At 73.0% G+C, this 20,211-nt stretch carries 25 protein-coding genes; 10 read left to right on the forward strand and 15 right to left on the reverse strand.

Annotation, left to right across the window (positions count from 1 at the left end; all coding sequences use genetic code 11):
• Positions 1–47 precede the first annotated feature (47 nt).
• The 3 genes from WFK95_RS03920 to WFK95_RS03930 are packed head-to-tail and all read right to left on the reverse strand — an operon-like array spanning position 48 to position 1,499.
• A complete protein-coding gene (locus WFK95_RS03920; protein WP_336669940.1) occupies positions 48–287 on the reverse strand; it encodes a MoaD/ThiS family protein in 240 nt (79 codons plus the stop codon).
• Between the two features lie 4 nt (positions 288–291).
• The gene (gene moaA, locus WFK95_RS03925; RefSeq protein WP_336669941.1) at positions 292–1,281 is read right to left on the reverse strand and encodes a GTP 3',8-cyclase MoaA; all 990 of its coding nucleotides are present in this window, start codon (positions 1,279–1,281) and stop codon (positions 292–294) included.
• Positions 1,278–1,499, reverse strand: coding sequence for a hypothetical protein (locus tag WFK95_RS03930; RefSeq protein WP_224649984.1), 222 nt, complete (start codon positions 1,497–1,499; stop codon positions 1,278–1,280). The genes moaA and WFK95_RS03930 overlap by 4 nt, the downstream gene beginning before the upstream one ends.
• A gap of 78 nt (positions 1,500–1,577) precedes the next feature.
• Here WFK95_RS03930 and WFK95_RS03935 point away from each other — a divergent pair, with 78 nt between their 5' ends.
• Positions 1,578–2,003 carry a cold-shock protein gene (locus WFK95_RS03935; RefSeq protein WP_308011470.1) on the forward strand — a complete coding sequence of 142 codons (426 nt, stop codon included), beginning with the start codon at positions 1,578–1,580 and terminating at the stop codon, positions 2,001–2,003.
• On the opposite strand, the gene WFK95_RS03940 is transcribed toward WFK95_RS03935, so the two are convergent.
• The gene (locus WFK95_RS03940; protein WP_336669942.1) at positions 2,000–2,614 is read right to left on the reverse strand and encodes a TetR/AcrR family transcriptional regulator; all 615 of its coding nucleotides are present in this window, start codon (positions 2,612–2,614) and stop codon (positions 2,000–2,002) included. The genes WFK95_RS03935 and WFK95_RS03940 overlap by 4 nt on opposite strands.
• Positions 2,615–2,649: 35 nt before the next feature.
• On the opposite strand from WFK95_RS03940, the gene WFK95_RS03945 reads away from it, so the two are divergent.
• A complete protein-coding gene (locus WFK95_RS03945) occupies positions 2,650–4,038 on the forward strand; it encodes a DHA2 family efflux MFS transporter permease subunit (RefSeq protein WP_336669943.1) in 1,389 nt (462 codons plus the stop codon).
• Positions 4,039–4,041: 3 nt separating this feature from the next.
• Here the strand turns inward: WFK95_RS03945 and WFK95_RS03950 are convergent, their stop codons facing one another.
• Genes WFK95_RS03950 through WFK95_RS03960 form a run of 3 tightly spaced genes read right to left on the reverse strand, consistent with a single transcriptional unit; the run spans position 4,042 to position 6,502 of the window.
• Entirely contained in the window at positions 4,042–4,263 is a 222-nt protein-coding gene (locus WFK95_RS03950) for a hypothetical protein (protein ID WP_224649992.1), read from the reverse strand.
• Positions 4,260–4,802, reverse strand: a complete 543-nt coding sequence (locus WFK95_RS03955; RefSeq protein ID WP_224649994.1) for a DUF2771 family protein — start codon at positions 4,800–4,802, stop codon at positions 4,260–4,262. Before WFK95_RS03955 ends, WFK95_RS03950 begins: the two co-directional genes overlap by 4 nt.
• 2 nt (positions 4,803–4,804) lie before the next feature.
• Positions 4,805–6,502 (reverse strand): MFS transporter, encoded by a 1,698-nt coding sequence (locus tag WFK95_RS03960; protein WP_224649996.1) that lies wholly within the window; start codon positions 6,500–6,502, stop codon positions 4,805–4,807.
• Positions 6,503–6,588: 86 nt separating this feature from the next.
• Here WFK95_RS03960 and WFK95_RS03965 point away from each other — a divergent pair, with 86 nt between their 5' ends.
• Genes WFK95_RS03965 through WFK95_RS03975 form a run of 3 tightly spaced genes read left to right on the forward strand, consistent with a single transcriptional unit; the run spans position 6,589 to position 10,428 of the window.
• A complete protein-coding gene (locus WFK95_RS03965) occupies positions 6,589–7,317 on the forward strand; it encodes a DUF3027 domain-containing protein (RefSeq protein ID WP_224649999.1) in 729 nt (242 codons plus the stop codon).
• Position 7,318: 1 nt separating this feature from the next.
• Entirely contained in the window at positions 7,319–9,838 is a 2,520-nt protein-coding gene (locus WFK95_RS03970) for a sacsin N-terminal ATP-binding-like domain-containing protein (protein WP_336669944.1), read from the forward strand.
• Positions 9,832–10,428 (forward strand): phosphatase PAP2 family protein, encoded by a 597-nt coding sequence (locus WFK95_RS03975; RefSeq protein ID WP_336669945.1) that lies wholly within the window; start codon positions 9,832–9,834, stop codon positions 10,426–10,428. The genes WFK95_RS03970 and WFK95_RS03975 overlap by 7 nt, the downstream gene beginning before the upstream one ends.
• Here WFK95_RS03975 and WFK95_RS03980 read toward each other — a convergent pair.
• A complete protein-coding gene (locus WFK95_RS03980) occupies positions 10,367–10,636 on the reverse strand; it encodes a DUF2530 domain-containing protein (protein ID WP_336669946.1) in 270 nt (89 codons plus the stop codon). The two genes, WFK95_RS03975 and WFK95_RS03980, sit on opposite strands and share 62 nt — an antisense overlap.
• A gap of 55 nt (positions 10,637–10,691) precedes the next feature.
• Between WFK95_RS03980 and WFK95_RS03985 the strand changes: the two genes are divergently transcribed.
• A complete protein-coding gene (locus WFK95_RS03985; protein ID WP_374201354.1) occupies positions 10,692–11,132 on the forward strand; it encodes a MarR family winged helix-turn-helix transcriptional regulator in 441 nt (146 codons plus the stop codon).
• Positions 11,133–11,232: 100 nt separating this feature from the next.
• Here WFK95_RS03985 and WFK95_RS03990 read toward each other — a convergent pair whose 3' ends face one another.
• Entirely contained in the window at positions 11,233–12,384 is a 1,152-nt protein-coding gene (locus WFK95_RS03990; RefSeq protein WP_336669947.1) for a GNAT family N-acetyltransferase, read from the reverse strand.
• A 24-nt stretch (positions 12,385–12,408) separates the two neighbouring features.
• Here WFK95_RS03990 and WFK95_RS03995 point away from each other — a divergent pair, with 24 nt between their 5' ends.
• The 3 genes from WFK95_RS03995 to WFK95_RS04005 are packed head-to-tail and all read left to right on the forward strand — an operon-like array spanning position 12,409 to position 14,804.
• On the forward strand, positions 12,409–13,215 hold the full coding sequence (locus tag WFK95_RS03995) for a TrmH family RNA methyltransferase (RefSeq protein ID WP_336669948.1): 807 nt from the start codon (positions 12,409–12,411) through the stop codon (positions 13,213–13,215).
• Positions 13,212–13,493, forward strand: a complete 282-nt coding sequence (locus WFK95_RS04000) for a DUF2537 domain-containing protein (protein WP_224650014.1) — start codon at positions 13,212–13,214, stop codon at positions 13,491–13,493. The genes WFK95_RS03995 and WFK95_RS04000 overlap by 4 nt, the downstream gene beginning before the upstream one ends.
• A gap of 36 nt (positions 13,494–13,529) precedes the next feature.
• Positions 13,530–14,804: an MFS transporter gene (locus WFK95_RS04005; protein WP_336669949.1), complete on the forward strand. Its 1,275-nt coding sequence runs from the start codon at positions 13,530–13,532 to the stop codon at positions 14,802–14,804.
• A 229-nt stretch (positions 14,805–15,033) separates the two neighbouring features.
• On the opposite strand, the gene WFK95_RS04010 is transcribed toward WFK95_RS04005, so the two are convergent.
• The 6 genes from WFK95_RS04010 to WFK95_RS04035 form a co-directional block, all read right to left on the reverse strand.
• Positions 15,034–15,462, reverse strand: coding sequence for a TA system VapC family ribonuclease toxin (locus tag WFK95_RS04010; protein ID WP_224650019.1), 429 nt, complete (start codon positions 15,460–15,462; stop codon positions 15,034–15,036).
• The gene (locus WFK95_RS04015) at positions 15,455–15,685 is read right to left on the reverse strand and encodes a hypothetical protein (protein WP_224650021.1); all 231 of its coding nucleotides are present in this window, start codon (positions 15,683–15,685) and stop codon (positions 15,455–15,457) included. Before WFK95_RS04015 ends, WFK95_RS04010 begins: the two co-directional genes overlap by 8 nt.
• A 63-nt stretch (positions 15,686–15,748) precedes the next feature.
• Positions 15,749–16,483, reverse strand: coding sequence for a DUF6928 family protein (locus tag WFK95_RS04020; RefSeq protein WP_224650023.1), 735 nt, complete (start codon positions 16,481–16,483; stop codon positions 15,749–15,751).
• Positions 16,484–16,486: 3 nt separating this feature from the next.
• Positions 16,487–17,281, reverse strand: a complete 795-nt coding sequence (sepH, locus tag WFK95_RS04025; RefSeq protein ID WP_224650025.1) for a septation protein SepH — start codon at positions 17,279–17,281, stop codon at positions 16,487–16,489.
• Between the two features lie 25 nt (positions 17,282–17,306).
• Entirely contained in the window at positions 17,307–18,431 is a 1,125-nt protein-coding gene (serC, locus tag WFK95_RS04030) for a phosphoserine transaminase (protein WP_224650027.1), read from the reverse strand.
• Positions 18,432–18,434: 3 nt separating this feature from the next.
• On the reverse strand, positions 18,435–19,538 hold the full coding sequence (locus WFK95_RS04035) for a citrate synthase 2 (RefSeq protein ID WP_224650029.1): 1,104 nt from the start codon (positions 19,536–19,538) through the stop codon (positions 18,435–18,437).
• Between the two features lie 46 nt (positions 19,539–19,584).
• Here WFK95_RS04035 and pdxH point away from each other — a divergent pair, with 46 nt between their 5' ends.
• The gene (pdxH, locus tag WFK95_RS04040; protein ID WP_224650083.1) at positions 19,585–20,205 is read left to right on the forward strand and encodes a pyridoxamine 5'-phosphate oxidase; all 621 of its coding nucleotides are present in this window, start codon (positions 19,585–19,587) and stop codon (positions 20,203–20,205) included.
• The last annotated feature ends 6 nt before the right edge of the window (positions 20,206–20,211 follow it).

Consider the following 20,211-nt stretch of genomic DNA (forward strand, 5'->3'; position numbering starts at 1 on the left):
GTGATTTTGCGATGTGTGACTGATGTCACTCGGTGTACGCGTACGGATCAGCCGCCGGCGAACGGCGGCAGCACGTCGAGCATCGCGCCGGCCGCGGGCGCCGCGACGTCCCGCACCGCCACCTCGTCGAGCAGGAAGCTGCAGCGCGTGAGCACGCGGCCCAGCTCGGGGTGGCGCGCGGCGAGGAGGTCGGCGACATCGGCGACCGTCGCGCCGTCGGGCACCGGCACGGTCTCCTCCGGCACGCCGGCCGCGGCGCGCGCGGCGGCGAAATAGCGGATCAGCACTCCGTCAGCCCCCGATCGCGCTCATGGGACGGGCGGGCTGTAGGAAGGACGGGTCATCGATGCCGTGGCCGGCCTGCTTGCCCAGCATCGCGGCGAGCCACGCGTCGGCGATCTCCTCGTCGGGCGCGCCGCCGCGGAGCAGCGGCTTGAGGTCGGTCTCGTCGGCGGCGAACAGGCAGGTGCGGATCTGGCCGTCGGCCGTCAGGCGCACGCGGTCGCAGTCGCCGCAGAAGGGCCGCGTGACCGAGGCGATGACGCCCACCGTCGACGGACCCCCGTCGACCAGGAAGCGCTCGGCGGGCGCGCTGCCGCGCGGCTCCCCGTCGGGCGTGAGGGTGAACTCGCGGCGCAGCTCGGCCAGGATGTGCTCGGCCGTGATCATGGTGTTCCGGTCCCAGGTGTGGTCGGCGTCGAGCGGCATGTGCTCGATGATCCGCAGCTCGTAGCCCGCGTCGAGGCAGAGCCGCAGCAGGGGGCGCGCGTCGTCGAGCCGCCCGGGGCCGAGGACGGCGTTGACCTTCACCGGGGTGAGGCCGGCGTCGGCGGCCGCGCGCAGGCCGGCCAGGGCGTCGTCGAGGCGATCGCGCCGGGTGACCTTCGCGTACGCCTCCCGGTCGACGGTGTCGAGGGAGACGTTGACGCGGTCCAGGCCGGCCCCGGCGAGCTTGGCCGCGTGCCGGGCCAGCGACAGCCCGTTCGTGGTCAGCGAGATCTCGGGCCGCGGCTCCAGCGCCGCGGCGTGCGCGACGATGCGGTCGAGGTCGGCGCGCAGCAGCGGCTCGCCGCCGGTGAATCGGATCTCCGTGATTCCGAGGTCGCGGACGCCGATGGTGATGAGCCGGTCGATCTCCGGCCCCGTCAGGACGTGGTCGTTGGCGAGCCAGGGCAGGCCCTCGGCGGGCATGCAGTAGGTGCACCGCAGGTTGCACCGGTCGGTGAGGGAGACCCGGAGGTCGCGTGCGACGCGCCCGTAGCGGTCGACCAGCGGCCTCATGGCCGGGGCTCGCCGTCTCCGGCGCGGCCGCCGAGGATCACCGCGACCACGCCGACGAGGAATCCGACGGGCGCGAGCGGCGTGAGGGCGTACACCCAGGTGGGGGCCGTGGTGCCGTCCGCGAGGAGCGGCGTCAGGAAGAGGGCTGCGATCGCGATCAGCCCGATCGCGAACAGCGCGATCGCGGCGGAGACGGCGACGGAAACGAACTTGCCCATTCCTCTAGACTAGTCGCAGTGCGTCCCGCCGTTCGCGGGGCGCGTTTTGTTGTTCTTAGTGCAGAGCGGGTGATGACGGTGCCTACCGGCAAGGTCAAGTGGTACGACACGGACAAGGGCTTCGGCTTCCTCTCCCAGGAGGGCGGGGAGGACGTGTACGTCCGTTCCTCCGCGCTGCCCGACGGTACCGACGGGCTCAAGCAGGGGCAGCGCGTCGAGTTCAGCATGGCCGCCGGACGTCGCGGCCCGCAGGCGCTGACGGTGACCGTGCTCGAGCCGGCCCCCAGCGTCTCGCGCGGCGCCGCCGCGGGCGCCCAGCGCGGCCGTCGCCCGGCGGCGAACCGTCGGCCTGCCGAGGACCTGAACGTGCTGATCGAGGACATGATCCAGCTGCTCGACGTGGGCGTGCAGCCCGAGCTCCGCAAGGGCCGTTACCCGGACCGCAAGGCCTCCGAGCAGATCGCCAAGGTGCTTCGCGAGATCGCCCGCGAGCTGGACTCCTAGGTCCCCGCTCCGGCCGCTCGGGTCGCCAGCAGCGGCAGGAAGCAGTCGTCCACGATCTCGGCGATGTCCTCGGGCGGCACGGGGCGCAGTGTCATCGCCATCTGGTGTCGCACCAGGTCGGCGGGTAGGCGCACGATCCGGTCGGTGACCCGTGCCGGGTCGACCTCGCCGCGCCCGATCGCCCGGGTGACGGCCTCCTGCATCGACCCGGCACGCGGCCCGACCATGAGTTCGCGCACGTCCTCGGGGGAGTCGCCGGACTCGGCGAAGAACCCGCCGAGGCGCGTCTGCAGCAGGATCATCAGCTCGACGCGGTGGTCGGACATGGCGGTGAGGAGCGCGATCGCGTCGCCGCGCAGGGAGCCGGTCGCGGGCGGCGGTGCGACGGGGGTGCCGCCCAGGTGCGCGAACGCGGCGCGCAGCAGTTCCACCCGGCCGGGCCAGCGGCGGTACAAGACCGACCGCGACGTTCCGGCGCGGGCGGCGACGGCCTCCAGGGTGAAGTCGCCGTAGCCGCCCTCCGTCAGCTGGTCCCACGCCGCGTCCAGGATCGCCTCTTCGAGCGCCGCGCCGCGTCGGCGGGTGCGCGGCGCATCCGACTTTGAGTCCACTTGCGTATCTTATCAACATGGCGCACATTAGATACGTGACTGTATCTAATGTGGCGACCTCGACGCGCTCGATGCGCGCCCTCATCGCAACCCTCGTCGTCGGCGTCTTCGCCCCGATCCTGGACACGACGATGCTGACCATCGCGGTGCACACGCTGGTGCTCGACCTGCGCGCCGACATCGCCACCATCCAGTGGGTGAGCACCTCCTATCTGCTCGCGCTCGTCGTCTCGATCCCGTTGTGCGGATGGCTCGACGCCCGCCTCGGGGGCCGGCGCCTGTGGGTGGCGGCGCTCGTCGTCTTCGCCGTCGGCTCCGCGCTCTGCGCCGCGAGTTGGAGTCCGGTGAGCCTCATCGTCTTCCGCACGCTGCAGGGCGCCGCCGCCGGCGTGCTGATGACGAACATGCAGACGATCGCCGTGCGCGCGGCCGGCGGCGGCTCGGTCGCGCGGGTCACCGCCGCGCTCGGCGTGCCCATCGCGCTCGGGCCCCTGATCGGCCCCGTCGTGGGCGGCGCGCTGCTGCACTGGGCGGACTGGCGCTGGATGTTCGCGATCAACGTCCCGCTGTGCCTGCTCGCCGTCGTGGCGGCGCTGCGGGTGCTGCCGGACGATGCGCCGACGAGCGCCGTTCCGCCGCTGGACCGCACCGGCCTGGCGCTGCTCGCCCCCGGGATCGTCCTCACCTTCTACGGGCTCGCGGAGCTGGCGGAGCGCGGCACGTCGGGCGTCCTTCTGCTGTTCGTGGTGTCCGGGGCGGCGCTGATCGCGGCGTTCGGGGTGCATGCGGCGCGGGTGGGGGACCGCGCCCTCGTGCGTGTGCGATTGGTGCGCATCCCGACCGTCGCCGCGTCGACGCTGGCGAGTCTCGCTGTGGGCGGCGCGCTCATGGGGACGATGTTCCTGATGCCGCTGTACTGGCAGACGGTCCGCGGCGACGGCGCGCTCGCGACGGCCCTGCTCCTCGCGCCCCAGGCCGTCGGGGCGTTCGTGCCGCGGTTCTTCGTCGGCGGGCTGGTGGACCGCTTCGGTCCGCGTCCGGTGGCCGTCTCGGCGATCGCGCTGATGGCGGCCGCGACGGTGCCCTTCGCCTTCGTCACGGCCGGCACGAGCCCGGTCGTGCTCGCGCTCGTGCTGTTCGCGCGCGGACTGGGCCTCGGCGCGGTGCTCGTCCCGATCCTGTCGTCGGCGTACACCGGGCTCTCGCGCGATCAGTTCCCGCACGCCTCGATGTTCACCCGCGGCGCGCAGCAGCTCGGCGGCGCGATCGGCGTCGCGGCGGTGGCCGTCGTCCTGCACGCGGGTCTCGCCCACGGCCCCGCCGAGGCCGCGTTGCACCCGGCGTTCTGGGTGATGGCGGCGGTCACCGTGCTCGGCGTCGTCCCCGCACTCCGCCTGCCGGGGCGGGCGGACCGGACCGGGTGAGGCTCAGAACTCGCGGCGGTCGCGGATCTCGGACTGGTCGGGATTCGCGGGCGGAGGGTCGTTCACCCGCGTCGCCCAGTTGTCGGTCGTCGGGTCGTAGCCGGGAGTGAAGCCGCCGCGCCAGCGGCCCGACTTCTGCCGGCGCCGGACCACGACGGCGAGGACGATCGGCGCCAGCGTGCCCGCGATGACGAACAGCAGGATGACGCTCTCGCCGCCGGTCATGGCTTCTGGACCAGCGCGAAGTCTTTGGAGACGCTGTCGGGCGTCGTGTCGATGCCCCAGACCGCCTGCGCGATGAGGTTGCCCGACGCGTCCTGGTACTGCGACGGGACGTTGATCTCGACGGCCGCGACCCACAGGTCCTCGGTCGACTTGAGCACGAGCGTCGCCTCGGCGGGATCGACGTGGGTGATCGTGTCGAGCTTCGCCTGGCCGCGCTTCGCGTCGTAGCGCTGCACCGTCAGGAACCAGGGGCGCTCGGTGATGTACTCGGGCAGCGAGATGACGATCGCCTGGCCGAACTCCACCGGCAGCTTCACCGGGCGCTGCGCGGTGTCGCACGCCGACGCCTGGACGTTGGTGCAGAACTGCATCGGAGCGACGTTGAGCATGCGGTCCCCGACGGTCGCCTGCAGCGTGGGCCGGGGCTTCGGCTCATCCCGCTTCTCGAGCCCGGCGACGATCGTGAAGGCGAACAGCACCGCCGCGGCGACGGCGAACACCGCGCCGGCGAGGAGGAGCTTCGGGCTGGGCTTGATCATCTTCAGACACCGTTCATCGTGGGTGGGACGTGTTCCGGCCGCTTGCCGCCGAAGTTCGGGATCAGCGAGCCGCCGCGGTAGGTCAGCACCGTCTGCACGGTGCCGACGACCATGATCGCGGCGACGGTCGCGAAGCCGATCCACAGCGTCGGCGGCAGCAGCACGCCGAGCGCGGCGCCGCCGACCCAGCCGAGCTGCAGCGCCGTCTCGGACCGGCCGAAGGCGGAGGCGCGGGACTCGTCGGGCAGGTCGTCCTGGATGGACGCGTCGAGCGAGACCTTGCCCAGCGCGGACACCCCGGACGCGACGAAGGTCACGGCGGCGATGACGACGAGGTTGCCGAAGACCGCCGCGACGATCGCGCCGACGGTGGCCGCGACCGTCGCCTGCACGACGATGCGCGCGGGCCGCGGCAGCTGCAGCCGGGCGCCGATGCCGTTGCCGATGAAGTTGCCGATGCCCGCGGCGGCGCCGACCGCGCCGATCATGAGCAGGGACTCGGTGGCGGAACCGCCCGCCGCCTGCTCGGCCTTGCTGTAGAAGGCGATGTAGAGCGTGAGGAAGCCGGTGAGCACGCGGATGGTGGTGTTACCCCACAGCCCGGTGACCACGCTGCGGCCGAGCGGCACCCGCAGGTTCTTGAACGCCGCGCCGAGCTTCGCGCGCCCGCTCTCCGTGTCCTGCCCGCGGTCCGCCTGCCGTTCCGCGTCGCGCGCCATCGCGCCCGTGTACGAGAGGGTGGTGGGCACCTCGCCCGCCGTGCTCTCGACCCGCTTCGGGATGCGCATGCACATCACGGCGCCGAGCACCGCGAACACCATGAGCGCGTACATGCCGCCGGGGATGTGCAGCATCCGGCTGAGCCCGAACTCGGCGCCCGCGGCGATCGCGCCGCCCACGCCCGAGCCCACGACCAGGCCGAACAGGGTGAGCCGCGAGTTCACCCGGGCCAGGTCGATCGACGGCGGCATCACCCGCGGCACCACCGCGGATTTGAGCACCGAGAAGGATTTACTCATCACCATCATCGCGAGCGCGCAGGGATAGAGCACCCACGGATCGAAGTTGACGGTGTTCGCGATCGGGTCGTACTCGCAGTTCGTGATGAGCAGCACCGCCAGCGCGACGCGGATCCCGAAGGACGCGGCCAGCGCCACCCGGCGCCCGTGCTGGATGCGGTCCAGCAGCGGCCCCATGAACGGCGCGATGATCGCGAAGGGCGCGATGTTCACCAGCAGGTACAGGGCGACCTTCGACTTCGACTCGGCCTGCGCCGCAGCGAAGAACAGGGTGTTCGCCAGCGCCACCATCATCGCGGCGTCGACCGCGTTGTTGAGGATGACCGGGTAGGTGAGGGCGGTCAGGCCGGACTTGTCGGCACCGTCGGCCTTGGTGGCCTGATGCCACTTCGCGATCCCGGCCTCGGTGATCTCGCGGCTGCGCATCGCCGCCACCCGGGTGACCGTGATCTTGCGCGGCATCCGCCGCTGCTCGTCCTCGGCCGCGCGCCGGTCGGCGGCGGACGGGGTGTCCTCGAGCGGGGGTAGGTGGTGGTTGGAGGTGTATTGCGGGCGCGCATCGCCGCCCGCCCCCTGCCGCACGGACTGCCCGCTGTGGGCATGCGGCGTCGACCCCGGACGGCGCCGGGGCTCGTCGGGGGGATACTGCTGTTGCCCCGGATGACCGCTCACACCGACCATTGTTCCGCATCCGCGGCGGTGCCGTCTTCGGGGGCGTGTGCCGCCCGGCTGCACCTGCGCGCCCGCCATCCGGCACAATCGGACGGGTGAGTTCCGCATTGCAGTCAGGCGCCGCGGTCGACCTCGCGCGCGCCGTACTGGAGGCCGACGAGGGCGCCCGGGTGGGCGCGCACGTCGCCACCGTGGTCGAGGACGAGTTCGCGGTGGCCCATTACTTCGAGGCCGACGTACCCGCGTACCGCGGCTGGCAATGGTGCGCGGTGATCGCAGCGACGCCCGGCGGGGAACTGACGGTCTCCGAGACCGCGCTGCTGCCCGGCCCCGGTTCGCTCACCGCCCCCGAGTGGGTGCCGTGGGAGGAGCGGATCCGCGCGGGCGACCTCGCCCCGGGCGACACGCTGCCGCCCCGCGAGAACGACGTGCGCATCGAGCCCGGTCACGCCCTGTCCGGCGACCCGGCCGTGGACGACGTCGCCGGCGAGATCGGCGTGAACCTCGAGCGCGTGATGTCGCGGATCGGCCGGATCGAGGCCGCCGAGCGCTGGCTGGCCGGCGACTTCGGCCCGGAGTCCGAGATGGCCCGCTCCACCCGCTACCACTGCGGCGACTGCGCCTTCTTCCTGCCGCTGGCCGGCGCGCTGGGCGCGGCCTTCGGCGCCTGCGGCAACGAGTACTCGGCCGACGGCCGCGTCGTGCACGCGCACTACGGCTGCGGCGCGCACTCCTCGGTCACGGCACCGTCGGGCCAGGGGAGCCCCGCGTACGAGCCCTACGACGACGGCGCCGTCGAGAAGGTTCCCGCCGAGCAGGCCTGACATGGCCGCCGATCCGTTCGGTACCGCCGCGCTGCGCCGCGCGACCCTCGCCGCGTGGCGCGATTCACCCACCCGCGCGGCCGAGGACCTCGCCGCCGAGCGGGACCTGGTCACCGTCGGCTACCGCGACCGCGTCGCCGTCGAGCTGGCGCAGAACGCCGCCGACGCCGCCACCGCCGCCGGGATCCCCGGCGAACTGGCCGTCTGGGCCGAGGCCGACGGGGTGCACGTCGCCAACACCGGCGCACCGCTGTCGAAGTCCGGGGTCGCCTCCCTCGCCGCGCTGCGCGTCTCGCCCAAGTCCGACGGTGCCTCCATCGGCCGGTTCGGGGTCGGCTTCGCCGCCGTCCTGACGGTGACCGACCACGTCGAGATCCGGTCGACGGGCGGCGGCATCGCCTTCTCCGCGGAGCGCTCGCGCGCCGATTCCGGCCTCGACGAGGTCGCCGCGATGCGCCTGCCGTACCCCGTCGCCGCGCCGCCGCGCGCGGGCTTCGCGACCGAGGTCGTGCTCGTCGGCGCGGACCCCGCGCTGCTCGCCGAGTTCGCCGACCAGGCCGCGGACCTCCTGCTGGACCTGCCCGCGCTCGCGGCGGTCACCGTCGGCGACGAGCGGTTCGAAACCCCCGACCTCGTCACCGGACACGGGCCGCACGCGCGCTGGGTGATCGGCGCCGATGCACGGTTCCTGCACGCGCCCACCCGCACCGACGAGCCGCTGACCCTGCCCGTGCGGGTCATCGCCGACCTGCCGACCACGCCCGACCGGCGCCGCCTGCACCCCGGCGCGGACGTCGCGCTCGCCGCCCGCGGCTACGCCGCCTTCGTCGCCGCGCAGCCCGACCCGATGCCGCTGCTGCCGCCGCGCCGGCCGCCGGCGGGCCCCGTCGACGCCCTGCTGCGGGAGGCGATCGACGACGAGCTGCGCGGGCACGCCTGGGTCCCCGGGCCCGACGGTGCGCGGCTGCGCCCCGACCGCGCCGCGGTGCTGCCCGGGCTCACCGCCGAGCTGAATACTCTGTTGTGCGAGGCGCTTCCGCTGGTCCCGCCCGAGTACTCGTCGGCGCCGGACGCGGCGCGCCTGGTGGCGCTCGGCGCCCGCGAGCTGACCGCGGCGGACCTCGCCGACGCGGTGCCGCGCGACCGCGATCCGGCCTGGTACGGCGAGCTGTACGCCGCCCTCGACGCCGCGCGGCTCTCCGCCGACGACCTGGGCGCCCTGCCCGTCCCGCTCGCCGACGGCCGCGTGGTCACCGGGGCGCGCGGCGCGAGCCTCGTGGCCGGCGACGCCGATGCGCTGGCGCTGGTCACCTGGGCGCGGATCGTGCACCCCGCGGCGGCGCACCCGCTGCTGGAGCGGGCGGGCGCGCGGCGGCTGAGCCCCGCGGACCTGCTCGGCGATCCCGCGCTGCGCGAGGAGGTGGGCCGCATCGACTGGGAGGCCGGCGCCACCGACGCGGACCTCGAACTCACCGCGGCCGTGCTCGGCCTGATCGGCGAGGGCACCGTCGGGCCGGGTTTCCTGGGCCTGCTCCCCGTCCCGGGCGACGACGGTGCGCTGTACCCCGCGGACGAGCTGCTGGCCGCGGCCGCGCCGCTGCGCGCGGTGCTCGGAGAGGACCACCCGTACGGCACCGTCGACCCCGATTTCGAGGCGCGGTACCCCGCGGAGGCGCTGCGGGCCATCGGCGTCGGCTGGTCCTTCGGCGTGCTCCGCGAGCCCCTGCCGACCGAGCCCGACGAGAGCCTCGACGGCGCGGACGAGTGGTGGTCGCAGCTGCCGGGGGAGCCCGACGAGCTGATCGCGGTCCGCGACCTCGATCTGGTCGAGCACTGGGAGCCCGCGTACGCGCTGCTGGCGGAACTGCCGGGCGTACTGGACGATCCGGACGGCTACACCGCCTGGTGGCTGCACACCCGCACCGATCTGGGCCGGGTGCGGCCGCCCGACTACGAGGCCTTCGCCGGGCTGCTGGACCCGTGCACGCACCCCGCCGCGCCGCGACTGCGGGCGGCGCTGCTGCACGCCGTCCGCACCGACGCCGACGCGCAGGTGCTCGCCGACGCGCTCGCCGACCCCGCGCGCACCCCGTCGCCCGCCGTGGTGATCGCGGCGCACCGGGCGATCGCGGGGCACCGGCTCGCGGCGCTCCCCGCCCGGGTCCGGGGCATCGACGGGGAGGTGCTCGACGCCGAGGACGCCGCGGTGCTCGACGTGCCGTGCGCGCGGTTCACCGCGTCGGGGCTGGTCTTCGGCGGGCTCGACGTGGCCGCGGACCTCGCCGACACGCTGGACCTTCCCCTCGCGGGCGCCGAGCCGGTCGAGATCCCGAGCGCCGGCGACCGCTTCGCGCGCGGCGCGCACCCGGGCGTCACCCTGGCCCAGGCCCTCGGGGAACTGCCCGACGCGGCGGAGGTGCACGTCCACGACGAGCTCGTGGTCGTGGTCGGCGGGGCCGAGCGCCGCGTCCCGTACGTCGTGGCGGACGGCGTGCTCCACGTACAGTCGAGACGGTGGTGACCGACGGCGACGCATGGCCCAATCCCGTCGATCAGGGTGCGCTCGACTGGATGCTCTCGATCCGTGAGGGGCCGCTGACCGCCGCGATGCGCGTGATCACGACGGTGGGCAACACCGCGTCCATGTGGGCGATCGGCATCGCGGGGTTCCTCTACCTGCTGGTGCGCCTCAAGCGATCGGACTGGGCGCTGTACTGCGGCCTGACCCAGTTGTTCGGTCTCGGGCTGATGGTCGTGCTCAAATCCCTCTTCGGGCGGGAGCGGCCGCCGATCCCGCCGAGGCTGGTCGTGATCTCGTCGGAGAGCTTCCCGTCCGGGCACGCGCTGAACTCGATGGTGGTCCTCGGGACCTTCGCCGTGGCCGCCTGCGCGCTCACGGGCCGACGGTGGCCGCTCGTGGCCGCGCTCCTCGGCACGTTCGCCATCGGCCTGAGCCGCGTGTACCTGGCCGCGCACTGGCTGCTCGACGTGGTGGCGGGGTGGGCGATCGGCGCGCTCGTGGTCGCTCTGGGGCTGGGTGTGCTGCGGCTCACACGAGGCCGCGCTGTGCTCCCCGATCGCCGCGCAGGGCCGCCCGCCGCTGCAGGGTGAGGACGGTGGCCCCGAACGCCCCCACGCCGACGCCGCACGCGCACACGATCCACGCGTCGCCGAAGGTCCCGCGGGCGAGCAGGGCGATGACGAGGGCCACTGCGAACGCAACGGTCCCGGCGATGACGACCGGCCGGGGCTCGGTCGCGGCGCGGGGGAGTTCGGGTGCCGTGACGGTGTTTCCCGGCTCGTTCCCTTGAAGGTTCATCGTTACTCCCGGGGTTCATGCGCGCAATTGCACTTCTCAGATGTACTCTAACGCCGTGACTGACAATGACGATCGGCTGGCGGGAGAGCTTGCTCTCGCCACCGTGCGGTTCGCCCGCCACCTCCGCGGCCGGCGTCGCGATTCGCTCGTCTCTTTGACGCAGCTCTCCGCGCTCAACGCGCTCGCGAATGACGGGCCGCTCACGCCCGGGCAACTCGCGGCACGCGAGCGCGTGCAGCCGCCGTCGATGACCCGGGTCATCGCGTCCCTCGCCGACCTGGGGCTGGTCCGGCGCGCCCCGCACCCCACCGACGGCCGCCAGGTGATCGTCAGCCTCTCCGACGAGGGCGAACAGGTCATCACCGGCGAGGCCGCGGCCCGCGAGGCGTGGCTGCGCGGCAAGCTCGACGAGCTGTCGCCCGAGCAGCGCGCGACGCTCGGCGACGCGGTGGGAATTCTCAACGGCCTCATTGCCGCCGAAGAGAAGCAAAGCTGAATCCACCCGGATTCCCGATCGAATAGCGAACGGCCCTATCGGATTGATTCCGATAGGGCCGTTCCTTAACCGTCATTGAATCGCGGCGTACGCCGAATTTTCAGAACGAGGTCCCGAGTTCCGGCCGACTCGCGGTGACGAAAATCCCCAGAGCCTTCCAGTCGCCCGCGATCCGGCCGGCGCGCGCCAGGGTGCTCGGCGACACCGCCCCCAGGTACAGCCCGGCGAGCGTCGGCCCGCTCAGCGAGACCGACGGTGCCTCCTTCGTCGCCCGGCAGCGCGCGACGCCGCCGTCGACGGTGAGCCGGTACGCGGCGCCGTCCACGCCCAGCACGAGATCGCCGTCGTACTCGTAGGTCCGGGCCTCGAGGGCGGCGGGCACGTCGAGGAAGGCCAGCCACAGCCGGTCCTTGTGGTCGGTGACCTTCACCGAGCGCGGATCGACGAGCATCTCCCGCAGCGGGTGATCCGGCGGCAGGTCGGCGGTCACCTCGTCGAAGGTGTCGAGCCCGAGCACCGTCTGCCACAGGTCGGCCGCGGCCTCGTCGGTGAGGGCCCGGACGTCGTCGAGCTGCGCGCGGTCCTTCTCGTCCACCCGGTAGGCGACGAAGCCGTCCGGGTGCAGCAGGAGCCGGCGGGCCGTGCCACCCCAGCGCGCCCACTCCGGGTCGGCGTGGAAGAGCTCCCAGAACTGCTCCGCGGACACCGATCCCGGCGTCGCGGCGTGCCAGCGGCGGTACAGGTCCTCGACGGCCTCGCGCGCGGCCGCGGCGTCGGTGATGCGGGTGCGCAGCGGGCCGGGGAGCGGGGTGCGCAGCCGGGCCGTGCGGCGCGCAATCGTCACCTCGTCGACGATGGTCGCGACGCCGTAGCCGAAGCGCTCGTAGATGGTGCCCTCGCTCGCGGTGAGGATCGCGACGGCGTTGCCCGCGGCCCGGTAGCGGGAGTGCAACTCGTCCATCATCTTCCGCAGCACGCCGATGCGGCGGTGGCTGGGCGCCACCGAGACCCAGGTGACGCCGGGCGCGTCGAGCTGCGCGCCGCCGGGCACCGTCAGGGTGAGGGCGAAGGAGCCCGCCACGCCGACGAGCGCGCCGTCGGTGGTGTCGCGGGCGACGACGAACCGGTCCAGGTCCAGGGTGCGCCGGATGAGCGGGGCGGCTTCGGCTTCGAAGGGGGAGCCGAAGGCGTGCACGTCCTGTGCGTACATCTCGGGCCAGTCGGCTTCGGTCGCGGTACGGATCTCGATCACGTAGTTCGATATTAGGCTGGTGGGGTGCCGGCGCAACCGATTTATCCGATTCACGACGCGGATGACCCGCGGCTCAGCGACTTCCGCGACCTGTCCGCCGCGGACAAGCGGCCCGACCTCGCGCGCGGAATCGTGCTCGCCGAGGGCGTGCCGGTGGTGGAGCGGATGCTGGCCTCGCGCTTCGTGCCGCACGCGATCATGGGGGTCGAGTCCAAGCTGGCGCGCCTCGAGGGCCGGGCGCCGGACGTGCCGCGCTACCTCGTGACCGCGGAACTCATGGCGCGGGTGGTGGGCTTCCACCTCAACCGCGGGGTGCTCGCCGCCGCCCGCCGGCCGGAGCCGCTGGACGCGGGGGAACTGCTCGACGGCGCGCGCACCGTCGTCGTGCTCGAGGGCGTCAACGACCACGAGAACCTGGGCTCGATCTTCCGCAACGGCGCGGGCCTGAGCGCCGACGCGGTGCTCTTCGGGCCGCGGTGCTCGGACCCGCTCTACCGGCGCGCGGTGCGGGTGTCGATGGGGCACGTGCTGCTGGTGCCGTTCGCGCACCTGCCCGCGCCCGGGTGGCCGGATTCGGGCCTGGGGGTGCTGGCGGAGCACGGATTCCGGACGGTGGCGCTGACCCCGTCGGGGGAGGCGACGGTGGCCTCGGCCGTCGCGGGCGACCCGTCGCGGGTGGCGTACCTGGTGGGCGCGGAGGGGCCGGGGCTCGACGCCGCGACGATGGCCGCGGCGGACGTGCGCGCGCGGATCCCCATGTCGCGCGGCACCGATTCGCTCAACGTCGCCACCGCGGCGGCGCTGGCCCTGTACGAGCGCGCCCGCACATGACCGCGCCGCGTTACACCCCGTGGATCACCGGCACCGCCGTCGCGGCGGTGGTGGCGATGCTCGCGGGTGGCGTGCTCTCCGGGCTGTTCGTGGGGGTGATGGCGATCAACCGGTGGCTGGGCCTGTTCCTGCTCGTGCTGGGCACCGCGGGGGCCGTGCCGGTGCTGTCGGCGTACCGTCGGCGGCCGGTGGCGCGGTTCTTCTGCGCGGGCTTCGCGGGGGCGATCGTGCTGGCCTGGCTCGCGGCCGTCGTGGCCCTCTCCAGCGGGCTGGTCTGAGACCCCGCCGGAAAACTTAGGACTACTATCGGACGAGTGCCGAGCGTCTTCGTTTCCCTGCGAACGAGGAACTACCGGCTCTGGGCCGGCGGCCAGGCGGTCAGCCTGGTGGGCACCTGGATGCAGCGCGTCGCCGAGGACTGGCTGGTGCTCGACCTCGCGCACGGCCGCGGCTGGGTGCTCGGCGTGGTGATGGCCCTGCAGTTCGGGCCCACGCTGTTCCTCTCCGCCTGGGCGGGCCTCCTCGCCGACCGGTACGACAAGCGCCGGGTGCTCATGTTCACCCAGACCGCCGCGGCGGCGTGCGCGGCCGTGCTCGCGGTGCTCACGCTCACCGGGGTGGTGCAGCTGTGGCACGTCTTCGTGCTGGCCTTCGTCTTCGGCTGCGTGACGGCGATCGCCGGGCCCTTCCGGCAGGCCTTCACGATCGAGATGGTGGGGCCGGAGCTGCTGCCCAACGCCATCGGCCTCAACTCGATGGTCTTCAACGCCGCGCGGATCGTGGGTCCCGCGATCGCCGGCCTGCTCATCGCAGGCGTGGGCACGGGGTGGGTGTTCGCGGTGAACGCGGTGTTCACCGGGGCGATCGTCGCGGCGCTGCTGCTCATGCGGGCGAGCGAGCTGTTCCCCGCGCCGCCGGTGCCGCGCGCGCGGGGGCAGCTGCGGGCCGGGTTCGCCTACGTGCGTCGGCGGCGCGAGCTGGCGCTCGTGATGATCGCGGTCTTCTTCGTCTCCACCTTCGGCATCAACTTCCCGCTGGCGCTCTCGCTGCTGGCGCGCCAGGGCTTCGGCCTGGGCGCCGACGCCTACGGCCTGCTGTCGACGCTGCTCGCCGTCGGCACGCTCACCGGGGCGCTGCTAGCCGCGAAGCGGACGGGCATGGCGTCGTTGCGGACCTGCCTCGTGGGCGGCTGCGCCTTCGGCGTGGCCTCGGTGCTGGCGGGGCTGGCGCCGTGGTTCTGGCTCGTGGCGGTGCTGCTGATGCTCGTCGGGCTGCTGCAGATGGCCTTCACCACCTCCGCGATGAGCATCATGCAGCTGTCGGTGGATCCCGAGTACCGCGGCCGCGTGATGGGCATCTACATGCTGGCCTTCCTCGGCGGGACGCCCCTGGGCGCGCCGTTGCTCGGCGCCATCGCCGACGTGACCACCCCCGCTGCGCCGCTGCTCGTAGGCGGCGTGGTCTCCGCCGTCACCTGCGCCCTGTGCGGCGCCTACGCGCTGCGACGGTCCGCCGCCGCGGAGGCGTTGCGGGAGGACGGCGCGCGGACGGCGACGGTCGGGGAGGCGGCTGTGCGCGGGGAGCAGTAGTCGCGCGGAACAGCGATGCGACGCACGCATAACGCCTGGTCAATGAGGGAGGTCGCGCTCCTCGTCGGAGTCTCGAACGCGAACAAGGCGCTCGCCGGGTGAGCGAGGGCCGCACCGACGTGCTTATGCCGTTTCGGCATGGCCACCGCGAAAAGGAACGTCGCTCCCCGCAGCCGCACTCCTGGCTACCGCGCCGCGATCAGAAACCGAAGAAGCTGCGGGCCCGGGCTCAGAGGAGGACGTGGACGAGGGACTGGTCGTCGGGTGCGAGAACGGGCCGGATCTTGGTGTCGAGGGTGACAAGCACGCCCGAGTGTTGCGCTACGAGGTTCACGAGATGGAGGTCGGTGACCTGCTTGTGGCCGGCGAGACCCACGAGATCGATGGACGGGCCGGCGAGCGATGAGTCGTCCGGCACGAATTCGGCACGTTCGTCCGCGCGCAGGGAGGCGAGCGACGCGAGCGCCTGCTGCGCAGTGACGGCGGTCCCCATGACGGCCCGGTTCAGCGCCATCCGGACGAGCCCGGCCTCGGTGATCGGTGTGGTGGCGAAGCGTGCGGTGGACTCGAACCAGCCGCGAGCCGTGTCGTGATGGACGTGATTGGCGCTGACGAGAGCGACGAGGACGTTCACATCCGGAAGTTCGAGCTCAGTCATCGAGCATCGCGTCCTCGACCATCTCGTTGGTGATGACATGGTCGGGCGCCGACGGGAGCAGGACCAGGCCGCGACGGGACGGCTCAGGGCTCGTCGCAGTGCCTTCGAGTCCAACGGTGGCCAAGTACGACACTGCATCCCCGATGCTCGTGTTCAGCCCGGCGTTCACCCGCGCTCGCGCAGCGGCGAGAACGCGGGGGCTGATGTCGAGCGTCGTCCTCATAGAGATCAGGATACGCGCGCATCACGCATCACGCATCGAACTGGTCACACGGTTGAGCCAGGATCAGAAACCGAAGAAGCTGCGGACCTTGCCGCGGTCCTCGTAGCCGGGGTCGGGCTGCTCGACCGGGGGCTGCGGCGCACCGTCGGCCTGGGCCTGGACGACCTGCTGCTGGGAGGCGGGCACGAAGTCGATGACCTGGATCCGCGCGGGGTCGAGGTCGGTCGGTGCGAGGGGGTGCGTGTACCGGAAGCCGAGCATTTCCCGGTTCGCCTGCTCCGCGAACTCCATCGGGTGGAAGGGCAGGGCCCGCGGGTCCGGGGTGACGCCCTCGGCGTACGACAGCGGGTGCTCGCCGGCCCAGAAGGGGCCCTCGAAGAGCTCGGGCAGGCCCTCGTCCTCGAGGATGTCGACGGGGTGCGCGGAGAACGAGCGCTTGGGCGCACCGTCGGCGCGCAGCGCGAACCCGCCGACGGCCCGCTCCGGGGCCGTGACCAGCAGGAACGCGCGATGCGCGGGCACGAGGTTCCACCAGGACTCGTCGAGCTCGCTCGGCTTGTCCACGCGCAGGCCCGCGTGGGTGACCACGGTCAGCCCACCCCAGGCGGCCACGTAGACGTGCCCGGGCAGCGGATCCGCGGCGCGGGCGAGGGACTCGGGCCGCCCGACGACGGGCTCGCCCAGCACCTGCTCGGCGATCGCGCGGGACGCGGCCTCGTCGGGCCTGCCGACGATCGCCAGAATGCCCTTCGGCTCCGCGACGTCGAGGAACCAGAGCGTCGCAGCTGTAGCGCCCACGACCTACCCGTTCTTCCCGCCGCGGACGCCGAGGAGCACGTCCTCCCACGACGGCATCTCCGGATGCCGGCGGCCGTGCTGGCCCACCGCGGCCGCGGGGGCCTGGGCGGGACGGCGCTCGGAACGCTCCTCGACGGTGCCCTCCACGACCCGGCTCGGATCGACGGGGCCGGGGACCGCGCGCAGCGGCTCGTCGGCCGACCGGTCGATGCTGCGCAGGCCCTGCCGCGCGTCGGGATCGAGCAGACCGCGGGCCGTCTCGTCGACGGGGCTGGCGGTGCCGCCGTGCGCGCCCGGCGCGTACCGGAAGTGCGCCTGGTTGCGCGACTTACCGACGCTCCAGCTGATCGAGACCACCCAGCGGTTGTCGGCGCCCTTGAAGGCGTCCCACTCGGTGGTGTCGGCGTGGCCGCGCTCGGCCAGGGCGGAGCGGACCACCTCGGCGAGGGTGGCGTGCATCGGGCCGTCGCCGCGCACGGGGTGCGCGAGCTGAGCCATCTCCGCCGCGCGCGAACGCTCCAGCAGCACCGGGCCCGCGAAGCGCTTGATCCGGTGGTTCGGGGCGCCCGTGAACTCGGCGATCTCCTCGATCGTGGCGCCGGCGCGGATGCGGGCCTGGATCTCCCGCGGGGAGAGGTCGGCGCCCAGCTCGAGCTCGGTCTGGGTGCCGCTTCCTAGTTCACCGCTCACGGCCGCCTTCAAGGTGTCGTCGATCGGCAGGCGGAAACGTCCTGCGGGGCCTTCGCAGACCACAGACGTCCCGTCGTCGTCCAGTCCCACAACCCGCAGCTCCTGCATGGTGCAAGGGTAGTTGTTCGATTCGCTACGCGTCGGCCGACACGCGCTCGACCACGAAATCGATGCACTTGGTCAAAGCGGTGACGTCCTCGGGATCGATCGCCGGGAACATGCCGATGCGGAGCTGGTTGCGGCCCAGCTTGCGGTACGGCTCGGTGTCGACGATGCCGTTCGCGCGCAGCGTCTTGGCCACGGCGGCGGCGTCGATCTTCTCGTCGAAGTCGATGGTGCCGACGACCTGGCTGCGCAGCGCGGGATCGGTGACGAAGGGCGTCGCGAACTCGCTGGCCTCGGCCCACTGGTAGAGCCGGTCGCTCGAATCCTTGGTGCGCGCGACGGTCCAGTCCAGGCCGCCGTTGCCGTTCATCCACTCGATCTGGTCCGCGAACAGCAGCAGCGTCGCCAGGGCGGGGGTGTTGTAGGTCTGGTTCTTACTCGAGTTGTCCACCGCGATGGGCAGCGAGAGGAACTCGGGGGTGTAGCGGCCCGAGGCCTTGATCTCCTCGACGCGAGCCAGGGCGGCGGGGCTCATGAGGGCGACCCAGAGGCCACCGTCGGCGGCGAAGCACTTCTGCGGCGCGAAGTAGTAGACGTCGGTGTCGGCGACGTTGACCGGCAGGCCGCCGGCGCCCGACGTGGCGTCGATCGCGATGAGCGCGTTCTCGCTGCCCGCGAGGCGGCTGACCGGCACCGCGACGCCCGTCGAGGTCTCGTTGTGCGCCCAGCCGATGAGGTCGACGGTGCCGTCGGCCACCAGCTCGGGGGCCGAGCCCGGGTCGCTCGAGACGACGATGGGATCGCCGATGAACGGGTTGCCCTTGGCGACGCTCGCGAACTTGTTGCTGAACTCGCCGTAGGTGAAGTGCTGGCTGCGCTCGCGGATCAGGCCGAAGGCGGCGGCGTCCCAGAAGGCGGTGGTACCGCCGTTGCCGAGCACGACCTCGTAGCCCTCGGGGAGCGAGAAGAGGTCCTTCAGGCCCTCGCGCACGCGGCCCACGACGTTCTTCACGGGGGCCTGGCGGTGGCTGGTGCCGAACACCGAGGCGCCGGTATCGACGAGCGACTGCAGCTGCTCGGGGCGGACCTTGGACGGGCCGCAGCCGAAGCGGCCGTCGACGGGCTTGAGCGCGGCGGGGATCTCGATCGTCATGCCCTAAATCCTAATGGTGTCCCACCCGGGCACGTCCTCGGGCTGCCGCGGGCCGTGCCCGATGTACTGGGCGGACGGGCGGATCAGCTTGTTCGCGCGCTTCTGCTCGAGGATGTGGGCGCACCAGCCGGCGGTCCGCGCGCAGGTGAACATCGCCGGCATCATCCGCGGCGGGACGCCTGCGTAGTCGAGGATCACGGCCGCCCAGAACTCGACGTTCGTCGAGATCGCGCGGTCGGGGCGGCGCTCGGCGAACAGGGCGTTCGCCTCGCGCTCCAGCGCGGCGGCGGCCTCGTAGCGGGGCGCCTGCAGGTCGCGCGCGACGGCGCGGAGCACCGCGGCCCGCGGATCCTCGGCGCGGTAGATGCGGTGGCCGAAGCCCATGATCCGCTCGCCGCGGTCCAACCGCGCAGCGACGACGCCGCGGGGGTCGTCGGTGCGGACCACCTCGTCGAGCATCGGCAGCACGCGCGACGGTGCGCCGCCGTGCAGCGGGCCCGACAGCGCGCCGACCGCGCCCGAGAGCGCCGTCGAGACGTCGGCCCCCGTCGAGGCGATGACCCGCGCCGTGAGCGTCGACGTGTTGAGGCCGTGCTCGGCGGCCGCGACCCAGTAGGCGTCGATGGCGCGCACGTGATCGGGGTCGGGCTCGCCGTGCCAGCGGGTCATGAACCGGTGCGTGATGGTGGGGGACTGGTCGATGATCCGCTGCGGCACCGCCGGGCGCTCCAGGCCGCGGGCCGACTGGGCGACGAAGCTCAGCGTCATCACCGAGGCGCGCGCCAGGTTCTCGCGGGCGGTGGCGTCGTCGATGTCGAGCAGCGGCTCGAAGCCCCAGAGCGGGCCCAGCATCGCGAGGCCGGCCTGCGCGTCGACGCGGACGTCGCCGCTGTGGATCGGCAGCGGGAAGGGCTCCGCGGCGGGCAGCGGGTTGCCGAACTCGCCGTCCACCAGCAGGCCCCACACCTGGCCGTAGGTGACCCGGTCGCGCACCAGGTCGGCCACGTCGACGCCGCGGTACCGCAGTACCCCGCCCTGCTTGTCCGGCTCCGCGATCTCCGTGGAGAACGCGACGACGCCTTCGAGCCCACCCGGAATCTCAGTCATGCTGTGCAGCCTAATGAGTAGTCTCGGCTTCGTGGACCTGACGGCGATGCGCGAGAAGTACGACGGCGACTCCTTCGATCTGCAGCCCGAGGACCTGGCGTCCGGGTGGGTGCCGCTGTGGCGGTCCTGGTTCGACGAGGCCGTCGCCGCCGGCGCGCCGGAGCCCAACGCGATGGTGCTCGCCACCGTCGACGAGACCGGGCTCCCGGCCACCCGCACCGTGCTGTGCAAGGGCCTCGACGAGCGCGGCGTGGTCTTCTACACCAACTACGGCTCCGACAAGGCCCGCGCCGTCGAGGCGAACCCCGTTGCCGCCGTGACCTTCCCGTGGATCGCGATCCACCGCCAGGTGCACGTGCGCGGCGCCGTCACCAAGGTCACCCCGGAGGAGACCGCCGCCTACTGGGCCGAGCGGCCTCGGGGCTCGCAGCTCGGGGCGTGGGCCTCGGACCAGTCCCGGCCGGTCGCCTCCCGCGCCGCGATGGCGGAGCGCTTCGCCGAGGTGGAGGCCCGGTTCGAGGGACAGGACGTGCCGGTGCCGCCGGAATGGGGCGGCTACCGGATCGCGCCGCAGGTGGTCGAGTTCTGGCAGGGCCGGGAGAACCGGGTGCACAACCGGGTGCGGCTCGTCGCGCCCGACTACGCGCCGTTCCGCCTGCAGCCCTAGGGCCCT

Source organism: Tsukamurella sp. USMM236 (assembly GCF_037148755.1).
Classification (GTDB): Bacteria; Actinomycetota; Actinomycetes; order Mycobacteriales; family Mycobacteriaceae; genus Tsukamurella.